This window comes from Sphingomonas sp., assembly GCF_032114135.1.
Taxonomy (GTDB): Bacteria; Pseudomonadota; Alphaproteobacteria; order Sphingomonadales; family Sphingomonadaceae; genus Sphingomonas.
On record NZ_DAMCTA010000001.1, the window covers coordinates 932,799 to 947,004 of the forward strand.

A 14,206-nucleotide genomic window follows, 5' to 3' on the forward strand; every position below is an offset into this window, starting at 1 on the left:
GATGTGGCGAGTATCGGTGGGGCGCAGGTAAGCGCCCAAGGCTTTGGCGCCATGGGATTATCCCATGTCTATGGGCAGGCGGACGAGGCGCAGTCGATCGCCACGCTGCATCGGGCGATCGAGCTCGGCATCAACTTCTTCGACACCGCCACCGCCTATGGCAGCGGGCATAACGAGGAGCTGCTGGGCCGGACGATCGCCGGACGGCGCAACGGACTCGTCCTCGCCAGCAAGTTCACGCATCAGCGCAGCGACGGCAGCCGCGTCACCGCGCGGGAAGCGGTGGAGGCGAGCCTCGGACGGCTGAAGGTGGAGCGGATCGACCTCTATTATCTGCACCGCGTCGATCCGCAGGTGCCGGTGGAGCAGTCGGTCGGCGAGCTGCGCATGCTGCAGGACGCGGGTAAGATCGGCGGAATCGGCCTTTCCGAAGTCAGCGCCGAGCAACTCCGATCCGCCCATGCCGTGACGCCGATCGCCGCGCTGCAGAGTGAATATTCGCTGTGGACCCGCGGCGTGGAGGCGGAGATCCTGCCCACGGCACGCGACCTCGGCATCGCCTTCGTCGCCTATAGCCCGCTCGGGCGCGGCTTCCTCGCCGGCGCCGGCCCGGTAGACGAAAACGACCGCCGCAACATCCATCCGCGCTTCCAGGCCGAGGCCGTGGCCGCCAACGCGCGGCGCCGGCGGGCGATCGAGGACGTTGCCGAACGGCTCCATGTCTCGCCGGCCCAGGTGAGCCTTGCCTGGGTGCTGGCGAAACAGGTCGTGCCGATCCCCGGCACGCGGCACATCCGGCATCTTGAGGACAATTGGGCGGCGGGCGCGATCCAGCTCGACGAAGGCACGATCGAGGAACTCGAAGCCGCCTTCCCGCATGGCGCAACGGTCGGCGACCGCTATCCCGCCGAGCAGATGAAGTCGGTGCCCGCCGACGCCGTGCCGGCCTGATGGCGCGCACGCCGCCTCGCTGGCCGGCCGGTTCGGGCACGCTGGCGGCGGTCGTGCTGGCATCCTCCGCGCTGTTGCTGGCCTTCGCGCCCGCCCGGCGCGCGGCGGTGGACGCCCCCAGCGGGGCGCTTGCCGCGCCGATCCCGGACCGCGTGCCGCCGGGTGTCGTCCTCCGCGTCGGCGATCCGGTGACGCGCTGGGTGTTCGAGCATAATGGCTGGGACAAGCAGCTGCCCTTCCGCATCCAATGGGCCGAGATCACCGGCGGCCCCGACGTGACCGAGGCTTTCCATGCCGGCGTGCTCGACGTCGGCTTCGGTGCGAGCGTGCCGCCGATCCACGCGGTGTGGGCCGGCATACCTGTGCGCATCATCGCATTTCGCGAATATGCCGATCGCACGCGACGCCACGCCTGGGCGTTCGGGATCGCGCCCAACGCCGGGATCGACACGCTCGCGGACCTGCGTGGCAAGCGGATCGCGTTCAGCCCGAGCCAAGTTCAGGGGCAGATCGTCATCGACACGCTGAAGGCCGCCGGCATCCCGCGCGACCAGGTGACGCTGGTCGAGCTGCCTTCGAGCATCGGCGGTGACGTTTATACCAACGCTCTCGCTTCCGGCGCGATCGACGCGGCGCCGATCCGCAATGATCTGGTCGCCCAGCGCTATGTGCGGGACTATGGTGCCAAGGGCGCGCGCATCCTGCAGCACGCCCCCTTCCGCGACGACGGCGGCAATATCTACGTGCCCGAAAAGGTGCTCGCCGACCCTGGCAAGGCCGCCGCGCTGCGCATCTTCATCCAATATTGGGGACGCGGCCAAGCGTGGATCAACACGCATACCGAAGCGCTGGCGCGCGGCTATTACGCCGGCAAGCGCGGGCTGCCGCTCGCCGATGCCCGCGTGCTCGCCAACTACACCGCCAACGTCGCCATCCCCGAAAACTGGGACGGCGCCATCGCGTACGAGCAGGCGGCGATCGACACGCTCGCCCCCGAGACCAAACGCCCGCGCCTCGACGCGGCGACGCTTTTCGACCGACGCTTCGAGGGAATTGCCGGCGCGGCGGCAGCAGCGAAGGGAGTTGCACCATGAACGCCTATGCGGAACGCTTGTACGTGCCGGCAGCGGCGCCAAGGAAACCGGCCATTGCGCCCGCGGAGCAAGCCCGCCCGGTAAGGCCCCGGCAAAGGCTGAGCCCCGGCACCCCTGCGCGCTATGGCAGCCTGCTCGGGCCGGCCTTGCTGCTCTTCTACTGGTCGCTGCTCTCCGCCACCGGCTGGCTCGATCCCCGCGTTTTGCCCGCGCCTTGGACGGCGGTGACCACCGGCATCGAGCTGGTCCGAGAAGGCCGCCTGCAGGAGCATCTCGGCATCTCCGCCTGGCGGGCAATGACCGGGCTCGGCTTCGGCGTGGTGGTCGGCACGGCGCTCGCCCTGCTCTCGGGGCTGTCGATGCTCGGCGGCTATGTCATCGACGGGCTGGTGCAGATCAAACGCGGCGTACCGATCCTGGCGCTGATCCCTTTCATGATCCTTTGGCTGGGCATCGGCGAGACGATGAAGGTCACGCTGATCGCCGTCGCCGTCTTCGTGCCGATCTACATCAACACGCACAACGCCCTGCGCGCGATCGACCTGCGCCATGTCGAGTTGGCCGAGACCGTCGGCCTCTCGCGCTGGCAGTTCCTCCGCCATGTCGTGGTGCCCGGATCGTTGCCCGGCTTCCTGACCGGCCTGCGCTTCGCGGTCACTTCTTCCTGGCTCGCGCTGGTGGTGGTCGAGCAGCTCAACGCGACCAGCGGCATCGGCTATATGGTCACGCTCGCGCGCAATTATGCGCAGACCGACGTGATGCTGGTCGGCCTCGTCGTCTACGCGCTGCTCGGCTTCGGGTCGGACGCGCTGGTCCGCCTGCTCGAACGCCGCCTGCTGCGCTGGCGCCGGACGCTCGGCCGGTGAGCGTGCACGCGGAAAGCCTCGCCGTGCAGGTCCGGGGACTGACCCGCGCCTTCACCAGCAAGGACGTGCTGAACGGCATCGACCTCGACGTGGCGCCAGGCGAGTTCGTCGCGCTGCTGGGGCGCAGCGGCTCGGGCAAGAGCACCCTGCTCCGCGCGCTCGCCCGGATCGACCATGAGGCCGAAGGGGAAGGCGAGATCCGGTTGCCCGAGCGGCTCTCGGTGATCTTCCAGGATGCCCGGCTGCTGCCTTGGATGCGCGTGCTCGACAATGTCCTGCTGGGCGTGTCGGGCGGCCGAGACCGCGGACGCGCCGCGCTCGCCGAAGTGGGGCTCGGCGGCCGCGAACGGGCCTGGCCGCACGAGCTTTCGGGCGGCGAGCAGCAACGCGTCGCGCTCGCCCGCGCGCTGGTTCGCGAGCCCAAGCTGCTGCTCGCCGACGAGCCGTTCGGCGCGCTCGACGCGCTGACCCGCGTGCAGATGCACACGCTGCTGCGGCGGCTGGTCGACGTCCACCAGCCTGCCGTGCTGCTCGTCACCCACGATATCGACGAGGCGATTCTGCTCGCTGACCGCATCGTCCTGCTCGAGGATGGCCGGCTGGCCGCCGACATCGCCGTCGCGCTGCCCGCTACCGGCGTCGCGCGACGCGCCCGCACCGCGGAGCTGCGCGCGCTGCTCCACCGACTGCTCGGCGTCGAGGAATTCCCCGATGGCGCGTCCGACGCCGCCATTCCGCTGCCCTTGCTCGGAGAACGCCATGGATGATGTGATCGAGGCCGCCGACTGGGCGGACGTCCCCGCCGCGCGCCTGTTCGAGCGCTATCGCGAACCCCGCGAGGCCCCCGTCTTCTGGAACGAGACGCTCGACGGCCTGCTCTCGCACCGCTCGGTCCGCGCCTATCTGCCCGACCCGCCCCCCGCTGGAACGGTGGAACTGCTGGTCGCCGCCGCCCAGTCGGCCGCCAGCTCCTCCAATCTCCAGCCATGGAGCGTGATCGCCGTCGAGGATCCGGCGCGCAAGGCGCGGCTCGCGGCGCTGGCGGGCAACCAGAAGCAGATCCTCAACGCCCCGCTGTTCCTGCTCTGGATCGTCGACCATCACCGGCTGACCAGCATCGGCGACGCGGTAGGAACCCCGGCCAATGCGCTCCACTTCCTCGAAAGCTTTCTGCTCGGCGCGGTCGACACCTCGCTCGCCGCGCAGAACGCCGTCGTGGCGCTGGAATCGATCGGGCTCGGCAGCTGCTATATCGGCGGCATCCGCAACAAGCCTGCCGAGGTTGCCGCCGAACTTGGGCTGCCGCCGCAAAGCTTCGCGCTGTTCGGACTGACCGTCGGCTATCCCGATCCCGCGGCGCCCGCCGCGGTCAAGCCGCGCCTGCCGCAGGACGCCGTGCTCTTCCGCGAACGCTATGGCGCGTCGGGCAGCCCGCGCGCGATCGCCGCCTATGACCGCCGCCTCCGCAGCTTCCAGCGCGAGCAGCACATGCCCGAGCGCGACTGGAGCGACCAGGCGACCCAGCGCGTCCGCGGCGCGGACTCGATCGCCGGCCGCGATGCGCTTCGCGGCGTCCTGAACCGCCTCGGCTTTCGGCTCGACTAGCCGGCGGCCGCCCTTCCCCACCCAGCGCAATGGAGTCCTTATGACGAACCCAACCGAGTTCCTCTGGTACATTCCCAATCAGGTCGAGGGTGGCCATCGCGGCGACGTCAGCGATCCCGATCCGGCGAGCCTGGAAATGCTGACCAGCCATGCGCGCGCGCTCGAAGACCATGGCTGGGACGGCGCGCTGATCGGCACCGGCTGGGGGCGGCCCGACACCTTCACCGTCGCCGCCGCGCTCGCCGCGCGCACCAAGACCTTCGAGCCGCTGATCGCGATCCGCCCCGGCTATTGGCGCCCGGCCAATTTCGCCTCGGCGGCGGCGACGCTGGATGCGCTGAGCGGCGGGCGGGTGCGCATCAACATAGTGTCCGGGCAGGACAAGCTCGCCGCCTATGGCGACAGCGAGGGCGACCAGACGCATCGCTATGCCCGCACCAAGGATTTCATGCGGCTGGTGCGGCGGCTCTGGACCGAGACCGACGTCACCTTCGAGAGCGAGCATTTCCAGGTCGCCGGATCGACGGTGGTGCCCCGCATCCCGCCCCGCGGCGATCGGCTGCACCCGCGGCTCTATTTCGGCGGCGCGTCCGAGGCGGCCGAGCGGGTCGCGGCGACCGAGGCGGACGTGCAGCTCTTCTGGGGCGAGCCGCTGGACGGCGTGGCGGAGCGGATCGCCCGACTGAAGCGTCTCAGCCGCGATCTCGATCGCGACCTGCCCCCGCTCGAATTCGGCCTCCGCATCACCACGCTGGTGCGCGATACCACCGAACAGGCCTGGGCCGATGCCGAGGCGAAGGTGGACGAGATGGCGGCGGAGCAGGCCCATGTCGACCAGCATCGCCGCAGCCCCGCGGTCGGCCAGCAGCGGCTGCTCGACCTGCACGCGCGCGGCGAAGTGCTCGACGACAATCTCTACACCGCGCCCGGCCGCTATGGCGGCGGGGGTGCCGGGACCACGTGGCTGGTGGGATCGGCCGAGGACGTGGCACGCTCGCTGCGCAAGTATCGCGATCTCGGCATTACCAACTTCGTCCTGTCCGACACGCCCTATCTTGCGGAAATCCGCCGCCAGGGCGATCAGCTGCTGCCGCTGCTGCGCGACAATCCCACGCAAGCGTCGACGGCGCCGCTCCGCGCCGATGCGGTCGCCTGAAGCGCGCGATCGAGGGTGCCGGACGGATTCGAAGGATGGGAGCAGGTGGCCGGCGGTGGCCTGCTGCATCGCCGCGCGCTGCTGCTGGGTGGCGGGTTGGCGGCCGCAGGTCTTGCGACCGCGGTGCACGCGGCGGTGGGCGCCTGGTATCCGGACGGCATGCTGCAACCGGGTGCGCCGCTGTCCGGCGGAGGGACATCGGGCGCCCCCGGGCTCGGCGGATGCCCTTTCCGCGGACTGGATCGTCGCGGACGCCGCTTGAGAAGCTGCAATGCACCCGAACGCCGAACGGCCTCCATTTCGAACGCCATCACAACGGCATCCCGGACATCGATCCGGCGAAGTACGAACTGCTCGTACACGGACTGGTCCGCCAGCCGCTGCTGGTTCGCTACGACGACCTACTGCGCTATCCCCGCTATACGCGCACCCTGTTCCTCGAATGCTCGGGGAACAGTGGGACGCTGGCTGCGCCGGAACCCGCGCAGGCGAGTGCCGAGCCACCCACAAGGGCTGGCGTGGACACAATCGAGCCTGTGCTATCCAGCTTCGGCTTCTCGCCCGCGCAACCGCCGCCGGACCGTACGAGAACACTAGGGCGACGTTCCGGCTGAACCCGCCTCTTGCAGCGCCCAATCGACCGAGCAGGCCGCTGTTACCGTCACCGAGGTACCGTTGGCCTTCAGCAACGCGGCATCCATGCCGTTTATCAGCGCAAACCGATAGCGGCCCGGCTCCAGGAACAAGACTTCCGATTTGGTCGCGCCGGGTCGCAGACCGTCGAAATCGTCCGTATCGACGGCGAACCGGTTTTGTGTGCGTGCCTTGGCCCAGGAGACTGCCTGCGAGGGGATGAGGAGGTCGCCCGCCTCCGCGGCATCCGCATCGTAGGGAGTATATATCTCCAGCAGCCCACGTTCTGGCGTAACCACCACAAGCACATGCCGGCGCGCGGACGCGTCGGCAGGAAGCGTAAGTGTGAAGGCGCGGGAAGCCGGATCGGTCTCTCGTAGCGTCGCGGGCGAACAGTCCATGCCGCCGATGCCGGCCACGCCCATCGGGAAGGGCACCTTCTTCGCCCCCACTACCGCCTTCGCCAGATCGGAGGTGTAGAGCGTGGCCGGGGTCGCGCCCTGGCTAGCCGCGGCATGGGTGTCTGCGTTGGCCTGCGCCGGCACCTGGACCTGCGTCTCGCCGGTTGCGGACGCGTTCGGTGTTCTGCTTGCCCGATCGCACCCGCCGGCGAGCAGCAGCGCGACCGGGGCAGCGGCACGCAGCAGAACGCTAGCGAAGCTAGACGTGGGGGTGGTCATCCTCGATCCCTACAGACTGAACCAAGGGATTGTCACGTATCGCGGCCACCACGGCCTGGCGGCCCGCCGCCGGCGGAAGGCGACTATCAAGCGCGTGATCCGACATGTGGCGGGCCTTGCAACAAGTCGCACCGCAAGTCCTTCTACGATGTATTTACCATCCCGAGGAACATATAAATTCCCCTCGACGTATTACCCACCTCGCAGGCGAACCGTTCACCAGTTAGTTGGTAACATCGGTGCGCCTGTTGACGGTTAAGCTATCTCGTTGGATAGCTCACGACTGCATATTCATGCCTAGAACCGGATTTGTAATGAGAAAATGGCCGACGAGGCGAAGACTCAACTCTCCGAAATTCGATAAAAACCTGATTTGCAGAAATATTTTCGCGCCTTAAATCTGTTTTGCGCTATGAATCGCGTCCCGCACCGGTGGTGGATCCGACGCCATTGGTGCCTGACCTTTACCTCCGAGGTGCTTGTCGCTCGCGCCGCCCCGTGCGGATCTGCTGAGGAGATGCCGGGGCTGCTCAGTGCTTCATCGCAAAGGAGACGGCTACCGCCGCGGGGGAGCGTGGCAATCCGAACGCCGGCAGCGTCCCCGGCTTCCGGCGCCGCCTCGATTGGTCGCTACAGCATCTCCAGCCGGGACGGCGTTGATGGTGCGGGAAAGGCGCGGTCGAGGGCTTCGAGCACCTCGTCGCCGAGGTGGAGATCCGCCGCGCCCGCATTCTCCCGCGCGTGCGCCGCCGTTCCGGCCTTCGGTATCGCAATCAGGTTCTTTCTGCGGAGGAGCCATGCCAATGCCACCTGCGCCGGGGTCGCGGAAAGCGTGTCGGCGACCTGCTTGAGGATTGGGTGTCCGACCAGCCGCCCCTGCTCTACCGGACTATATGCCATGGTGATCATCCGACGCGCGTCCAGCCAGGGAAGCAGGTCGAACTCCGGGCCGCGGCGCCCGAGATTGTAGAGGATCTGATCGCTCGCGCAGTCGTCGCCGCCCGCTGCGACAAGCTCCGCCATGTCCTCGACGTCGAGGTTGCTGACGCCCCAGTAGCGGATTTTCCCGGCATCGCGCAGTGCGTGCATCGCGTCGACCGTCTCGGCAAGGGGTACGCTGCCGCGCCAGTGCAGCAGATACAGATCGATGCGCTCCGTGCCGAGACGGCGCAGGCTGGCCTCGCACGCCTTGGGAAGACGGTCGCGGCCGGCATTGTGCGGATAGGCCTTGCTCACGAGGAATAGTTCATCCCGCCGGTCGCCGAGAGCCTCGCCGATCAGCGTCTCGGCTGCGCCCTCGCCATACATCTCGGCCGTGTCGATCAGCGTCATGCCGGCGTCCACGCCCGCGCGCAGCGCCGCGACCTCTGCTGCACGCAGATCCCGGCGTTCGCCCATCTTCCAGCTCCCCTGCCCGAGGGCAGGAACGGTTTCGCCGCCCGGAAGGGTGATCGTGGCGATCACTGGATCAGGTCCAGAATGACCTTGCCGCGGGGGTGACCCTCGCGGGCGAAACGCTGCGCCTCGCGGATGTCGTCGAGCGGGAAGCGCCTGGCGATTTCCACGCGCACTTGGCCGTCCGCAATCAAGCCGAGTGCCTGTGCGAGTTCGCCCGCATCGGGATCGGCATGCCAACGCGGTACCGTACGCACGCCAAATTCGGCAGCCTTCTGCGCGTCCGGCTCCAGCGTCGACACCAGCATGCCGCCCTTGCGAAGGGTGGGAAAGGAACGCGCCTGGGTCTCGCCACCCTGCGTGTCGAACACCAGGTCCAGATCCGTGGCGATATCCTCGAACCGCTCCGTCTCGTAATCGATTGCCGTATCCGCACCGAGCGCGCGCACGAACGCCAGATCGCGTCCGGAGGCTGTCGTGAAGACGGTGGCGCCCTTCCAACGTGCGAACTGCACGGCCAGATGGCCGACGCCGCCGGCCCCGCCATGGATCAGCACGCGCTGTCCCGCCTCAAGCCCGCCATGATCGAACAGACCCTGCCATGCGGTCATCGCCGCCAGCGCCACCGCGCCGGCGACATCGGTATCGACGCCGTCGGGTACCTTTGCCAGCTCGCTGGTCTTCACCACAACGCGCTCGCTCTGGGCACCGCGGTCGGTTCCGATAAAGGCACAGACCCGATCGCCGACTGCCCATTCGGCATTCTCGCTGCCGACCGTCTCGATCGTACCAGCGAGGTCGCGCCCAAGCACGAACGGCAGCTTGTCCGCGCCCATCGGCGGATATTTGCCCTCCGCCGTCTTCCAGTCGACCGGATTGATGCTGGCAACGGCGACCCGTACCACGACCTCGTCGTCAGTGGGCGCGGGTACGGGTATCGTCGCCACCTGGACGACCTCCGCGCCGCCAAACGTCTCAATCCATACGGCGCGCGTCGTTCCGGCTTGGGTGGGCATGCTTGTCTCCAACTGGGGTCATGCGCAGAACGCCTGCGGGCCATGGCGGCTCCGGCCAGCTTCGACTTTGTCGCGACGCGGCCGATTGGGCGGGCAGGCGCGTCGGGCGGCTTGGTGCGCCCAGCCGGCACAATACCCGGGATGGGCGCGCCGGCGCCTGCCAATGAGGTGTGAAAAAACTTCCGCGAAGCTGTCGCGCAAATCGCGGACGCCGGCGGCGAGCGTCGCCAAACGGATGCGCCGCGGTGCAGGGCGAGGGCGGAGGAAGCTCAGGCGTCGCGCAGGCAAATCCATGTCGGGGCGTGATCGCTGGACTTTTCCCAGCCGCGCACCTGCCGGTCCACGCCTGCGTCCGCCAGCCGGTCGGCCAGGACCGGGCTCAGCAGGAGATGGTCGATCCGCAGCCCCGCGTCTCGCGCGAACGCGTTCCGGAAATAGTCCCAAAACGTGTAGATGGTCGCGTCGGGGTGAAGGCTTCGCAGGGAGTCGGTCCAGCCCTGCGCGAGCAATCGGGCATGAAGCGCTCGCACCTCGGGGGCGAACAGTGCGTCGTCCAGCCAGCGTTCCGGTTTATAGACGTCTTTCTCGGTTGGCATGACGTTGAAGTCGCCCGCGAGCACCACCGGCAATCCGCTTTCCACCAGCGTCACGGCATGGGCGATCAGGCGCTCGAACCAGGCCAGCTTATAGTCGAATTTCGGCCCCGGCCGGGGATTGCCGTTGGGCAGATACAGCCCGCCGACAAGGATCCCGTTCACCGCCGCCTCGATATAGCGGCTCTGCGCCGGGTCGGGATCGTCGGGCAGCCCGCGCCGTGTTTCGTGAATCTCGCCTACCCGGCTGAGCAGCGCGACTCCGTTCCAGCTTTTCTGGCCGTGCCACAGCGCGTCATAACCGAGATCGCGGATCGGGGCTTCGGGGAATTTCTCCTGCGGCGCCTTCAGTTCCTGCAGGCAGACGATGTCGGGGGCCTCCTGCTCGAGCCATCGCAACAGCACCGGCAGCCGGCCGTTCACGCCGTTCACATTGTAGGTGGCGATTTTCATGGACGTTCCGCTCCCGCATTCGCTGCCGGCTTGCGGAACGAACGCGGCGCGGAATCGATCAAGGGAGGGGGCGGCGCTACGCCGGGTGATGGAGAAAGACGATGCTACCGGTCATCGGAACCGCCGGCTGGGCGATCCCCGCCGCAGATCGCCCCGCCTTTTCGGCGGAAGGCAGCGCGCTGCAACGCTATGCGACGCGGCTTTCCGGTGTGGAGATCAACTCCTCCTTCCATCGCCCGCACCGGCGTACAACCTGGCAGCGCTGGGCGGAGAGCGTGCCGGATGCCTTTCGCTTCGCCGCCAAGATGCCCAAGACGATCAGCCATGGGCAGCGGCTCGACGAGGTGGACGCGCTGCTCGACGCGTTTCTCGACGACGTTCACGGCCTGGGCGACAAGCTGGCGGTGCTGCTCCTACAGCTGCCGCCGAGCTTCGCGTTCGATGCAGATCTGTTTGCGGCCTTCGCCGCCACCCTCTCGGCACGAACGGCCGTGCCGGTCGCCTGCGAACCCCGCCATGCGACCTGGTTCACGCCCGCGGCCGATGCCCTTCTGGCCGACCTGCGCATCGCCCGCGTGGCCGCCGATCCGGCGCGGGTGCCCGAAGCGGCGCTGCCCGGCGGCTGGCGCGGACTGTCCTATTGGCGGTTGCACGGCTCTCCCGTGATGTACCGATCCGCCTATGGTGCAGCACGATTGCTGGAGGTCGCGATGGCAATCACCGCTGACTGCGCGCCGGACCGTTCGATATGGTGCATGTTCGACAACACCGCATCCTCCGCGGCGATCGGCGACGCGCTGCAGCTTTCGCAGCTCCTCACCCGAAGTGGCCCGGCCCCCGCCCCGCGCTGAACCGCGTGGCTGCAGCCGATCACTTGTCCATGGAGGCCGAGCCGATCGCATACGGCCAACCCGTGTCGCGTGCGCAGCCACCGTATCCGGCGCGGGCCGGTGGCCGTCGCTGGCGACCCTGATCTCTAGAAGGTGACATGCCGGGGCTCGGCCACTGCCTAGGCCGTCCTAGACAGAGCCCGGCGGCGCCCGCAGCTTACCAGGGCACTTCTTGCTGTTCGAAATAGAAACGCCCCGTCAGGGCCCCCGGCGCGCGGGTCGCCAGCCAGGCGATGCCTGCCGCGGCCTGCTCGACGGTGCGATAGCCCGAATGGCCGTTGAAGTCGGTCGCGGTATAGCCCGGGTCGGCGGCGTTGACCGCGATGCCGAACGCCGCCAGTTCCTTGGCGAATGCCAGCGTCACCGCGTTCAGCGCCGTCTTCGAGCTGTTATATCCCAGGATGTTGACAGCATGATGCGGATTGGCCGGGTCCGACAGCCAGCCGAGCGAGCCCAGCCCGCTGCTCACCATCACGACGCGAGCATCAAGGCCTTCCTTGAGCAGCGGCAGGAAGGCCTGGGTCATCCGGATCTGCGCGAAGACGTTGGTTTCGTACACCGTCCTGATATCGTCGAGCGGCTGCGCGCTCGGCAGAATGGGCTGCATCCCGGGAATACCGGCATTGTTGATCAGCAGGTCGAGCCTGCCGTCCTCGTCCTCGACGCGGGCCACGGCGGACCGAACGCTAGGGTCTCTAGTCACGTCCAGCAGCAACATGCGAACATCGACTCCCTCGGCGGCCAGACGATGCGCGGCCGCCTCGCCTCGCTCCGCGTCGCGGCACCCCAGCCAGATGCGCAGACCCTCGCGGCCCAATTGTCGCGCGGTTTCGTAGCCGATGCTTTTGTTGGCACCGGTGATCAGGACGGTTCGATCGGTCATGCTCAGCTCCTACGCAGCGGCCGGGGGCGACGTGCCCCAGGAGCCTTGCGCCTCGGCTGAGAATATCGGCGTTCGCGGTGCTTTGATAATCCGCCCAAAATCGAATAGCCTGTTCGCCATGCCGAACAATATGGAGGCCGCCCGCCTCGACAGCCTGCACATCTTCCTCGCCGTCGCCGATGCGCGCGGCTTTCGGGCGGCGTCCAAACAGTTGGGCCTGTCTCCCTCCACCGTCAGCGAGAAGATCGCCGATCTGGAGCGCCAGCTTGGCGCCCCCCTGTTGACCCGCACCACCCGCAGCGTCGTGCCGACCGAAGCGGGACGCGCCCTTGCCGCGCGCATCGCGCCGCTGCTGGCGGAGGCACGGGCCGCGCTGCAGGACGCCGCGAATTCGCAGGCCGACGTCCGCGGCCTCCTGCGGCTGAACGTGACCGGCGCGGTGATGGTGGACATTCTCCCGCCGCTGCTCGACCGCTTCCTCAACCTTCACCCCCATGTCCGGGTAGAAATTGTGGTGGAGGACCGGCTGGTCGACATCGTGGCCGCCGGCTGCGACGCCGGCATTCGCTATGGCGAGCATCTCGCGAAGGACATGATCGCGGTGCCGATCGGCCCGCGGGAACAGGCCCTCGCCTATGCCGCCGCGCCCGCCTATCTGGCGCGACGGCCGGCGCCGAACGACCCGAAGGACCTCGTCGGGCACGACGCCATCAGGCTGCGTTTCTCGAGCGGCGCGCTCGTGGAATGGGAGTTCGAGCAAGCCCAGGAGAGCTTCAGCATCAACCTGCCCGGCAAGCTGATCATCGGCGTGGATGCGGCCCCCGCGGCCATCGATGCCGCGCGCGCGGGGCACGGCATCGTCGGCACCTTCCGAAATTGGCTCGATCCCCATTTCGACGACGGTTCGCTGGTGCCCGTGCTGCCGCAATGGTGGCCGGTTTTCGAGGGCCCCAGCCTCTATTTCTCGCGTCGCTTCGTTCCCGCCCCGCTGCGCGCCTTCATCGACATGATAGCCTCGACGCGACGCCCACCCGCGGCCTGATCAAGCCGCCGACGCGTCCGAAAAGCGCATCGCGGCGAGATCCGTGAGCAGATCGGGCCCTTCCGGCCGCCATCCCAACCGTTCGCGCGTCCAGGCACTCGACGCGATCATGTCGAGTCCGGCAAACGGCGCCATCCAGCCAAAATAACGTCCGACCTCGGCCGTATCGATCGCGCGGACCGGAAGGCCCGTGCCCTTGCCGATCGCCTCTGCAATCGCGCGTGCACCCACGCCTTCTTCGACCGATGCGTGATAGCGCGCGCCAGGCTGACCCCGTTCCAGCGCCAGGACATAGAGCCTGGCGACATCGCCGATGTGCGCCGCAGCCCAGCGTGTCGTCCCCTCGCCAAGATAGGCGATCGCGCCGGTGCGTCGCGCCTCGGCGATCAGCGGCGTGATCAGCCCGGCCCGGGTGGTGTCGTGCACCTGCGGCAGGCGGATCGTCCGCACGTCGATCCGCTGCGCCGTCAGCGCCGCGCCCGCGAGTTCCGTCGCGATCCGCGGGTTTGCATGCAGGGGGTTGAGGATATCCTCGGTCGCCGGTCCGCCGTCCCGTGGAGTGCCGCTGCCGACGCCCGAGGTGATCAGGATCGGCTTGGTCGTACCGGCGAGCGCCTTGCCCATCGCGGCGATATTGCGCGCGTCCTTCCGGGTGTTTTCGATGAAGTCCGCGAAATTGTGGTCGAACGCGCAGTGGATGACCGCGTCGGCCGTTGCCGCTCCGCGGGCGAGCGTTTCGGGCGACTCAAGCTCCCCTCGATGCACCTCGGCACCTGCCGCTTCCAGCTGCTGTGCTCCCGCTTCCGACCGCGTCAGGCCGAGCACCTGATGGCCATGCGCGAGCAGTTCGGGGATGATATGGGAACCGATAAATCCGGTTGCACCGGTGAGAAACACGCGCATGGAAATTCTCCTTCCGGCCGACCTATCCCGCACCCGAGGAGCCTGT

At 68.1% G+C, this 14,206-nt stretch carries 15 protein-coding genes; 9 read left to right on the forward strand and 6 right to left on the reverse strand.

From position 1 onward, the window contains the following. Window positions 1–51 precede the first annotated feature (51 nt). From RT655_RS04385 to RT655_RS19990, 7 genes are all read left to right on the forward strand, one after another. Window positions 52–951, forward strand: a complete 900-nt coding sequence (locus RT655_RS04385; RefSeq protein WP_313535172.1) for an aldo/keto reductase — start codon at window positions 52–54, stop codon at window positions 949–951. After that, on the forward strand, window positions 951–2,045 hold the full coding sequence (locus RT655_RS04390; RefSeq protein WP_313535174.1) for an ABC transporter substrate-binding protein: 1,095 nt from the start codon (window positions 951–953) through the stop codon (window positions 2,043–2,045). The genes RT655_RS04385 and RT655_RS04390 overlap by 1 nt, the downstream gene beginning before the upstream one ends. After that, the gene (locus tag RT655_RS04395; RefSeq protein ID WP_313535175.1) at window positions 2,042–2,911 is read left to right on the forward strand and encodes an ABC transporter permease; all 870 of its coding nucleotides are present in this window, start codon (window positions 2,042–2,044) and stop codon (window positions 2,909–2,911) included. Before RT655_RS04390 ends, RT655_RS04395 begins: the two co-directional genes overlap by 4 nt. Continuing rightward, window positions 2,908–3,678 carry an ABC transporter ATP-binding protein gene (locus RT655_RS04400; RefSeq protein WP_313535176.1) on the forward strand — a complete coding sequence of 257 codons (771 nt, stop codon included), beginning with the start codon at window positions 2,908–2,910 and terminating at the stop codon, window positions 3,676–3,678. Before RT655_RS04395 ends, RT655_RS04400 begins: the two co-directional genes overlap by 4 nt. Then, complete coding sequence (locus RT655_RS04405) at window positions 3,671–4,516, forward strand: NADPH-dependent oxidoreductase (protein WP_313535177.1); 846 nt, start codon at window positions 3,671–3,673, stop codon at window positions 4,514–4,516. The genes RT655_RS04400 and RT655_RS04405 overlap by 8 nt, the downstream gene beginning before the upstream one ends. A 40-nt stretch (window positions 4,517–4,556) precedes the next feature. Beyond that, a complete protein-coding gene (locus tag RT655_RS04410; RefSeq protein WP_313535179.1) occupies window positions 4,557–5,672 on the forward strand; it encodes an LLM class flavin-dependent oxidoreductase in 1,116 nt (371 codons plus the stop codon). Between the two features lie 221 nt (window positions 5,673–5,893). Further along, the gene (locus RT655_RS19990) at window positions 5,894–6,286 is read left to right on the forward strand and encodes a molybdopterin-dependent oxidoreductase (RefSeq protein WP_409530239.1); all 393 of its coding nucleotides are present in this window, start codon (window positions 5,894–5,896) and stop codon (window positions 6,284–6,286) included. On the opposite strand, the gene RT655_RS04415 is transcribed toward RT655_RS19990, so the two are convergent. The 4 genes from RT655_RS04415 to xth form a co-directional block, all read right to left on the reverse strand. Then, window positions 6,266–6,985, reverse strand: a complete 720-nt coding sequence (locus RT655_RS04415; RefSeq protein WP_313535180.1) for a hypothetical protein — start codon at window positions 6,983–6,985, stop codon at window positions 6,266–6,268. The genes RT655_RS19990 and RT655_RS04415 overlap by 21 nt on opposite strands. A 630-nt stretch (window positions 6,986–7,615) precedes the next feature. After that, entirely contained in the window at window positions 7,616–8,446 is an 831-nt protein-coding gene (locus RT655_RS04420; RefSeq protein WP_313536902.1) for an aldo/keto reductase, read from the reverse strand. Continuing rightward, on the reverse strand, window positions 8,446–9,396 hold the full coding sequence (locus RT655_RS04425) for an NADP-dependent oxidoreductase (protein ID WP_313535182.1): 951 nt from the start codon (window positions 9,394–9,396) through the stop codon (window positions 8,446–8,448). Before RT655_RS04425 ends, RT655_RS04420 begins: the two co-directional genes overlap by 1 nt. 269 nt (window positions 9,397–9,665) lie before the next feature. Further along, window positions 9,666–10,442 carry an exodeoxyribonuclease III gene (gene xth, locus RT655_RS04430; RefSeq protein WP_313535183.1) on the reverse strand — a complete coding sequence of 259 codons (777 nt, stop codon included), beginning with the start codon at window positions 10,440–10,442 and terminating at the stop codon, window positions 9,666–9,668. Between the two features lie 101 nt (window positions 10,443–10,543). Between xth and RT655_RS04435 the strand changes: the two genes are divergently transcribed. Beyond that, a complete protein-coding gene (locus tag RT655_RS04435; protein WP_313535184.1) occupies window positions 10,544–11,293 on the forward strand; it encodes a DUF72 domain-containing protein in 750 nt (249 codons plus the stop codon). A gap of 196 nt (window positions 11,294–11,489) precedes the next feature. Here RT655_RS04435 and RT655_RS04440 read toward each other — a convergent pair whose 3' ends face one another. Next, complete coding sequence (locus RT655_RS04440; protein WP_313535185.1) at window positions 11,490–12,215, reverse strand: SDR family oxidoreductase; 726 nt, start codon at window positions 12,213–12,215, stop codon at window positions 11,490–11,492. 130 nt (window positions 12,216–12,345) lie between these two features. Between RT655_RS04440 and RT655_RS04445 the strand changes: the two genes are divergently transcribed. Beyond that, window positions 12,346–13,257, forward strand: a complete 912-nt coding sequence (locus tag RT655_RS04445) for a LysR family transcriptional regulator (protein WP_313535186.1) — start codon at window positions 12,346–12,348, stop codon at window positions 13,255–13,257. Here the strand turns inward: RT655_RS04445 and RT655_RS04450 are convergent, their stop codons facing one another. Next, complete coding sequence (locus RT655_RS04450) at window positions 13,258–14,160, reverse strand: SDR family oxidoreductase (RefSeq protein ID WP_313535187.1); 903 nt, start codon at window positions 14,158–14,160, stop codon at window positions 13,258–13,260. Window positions 14,161–14,206: the final 46 nt, after the last annotated feature.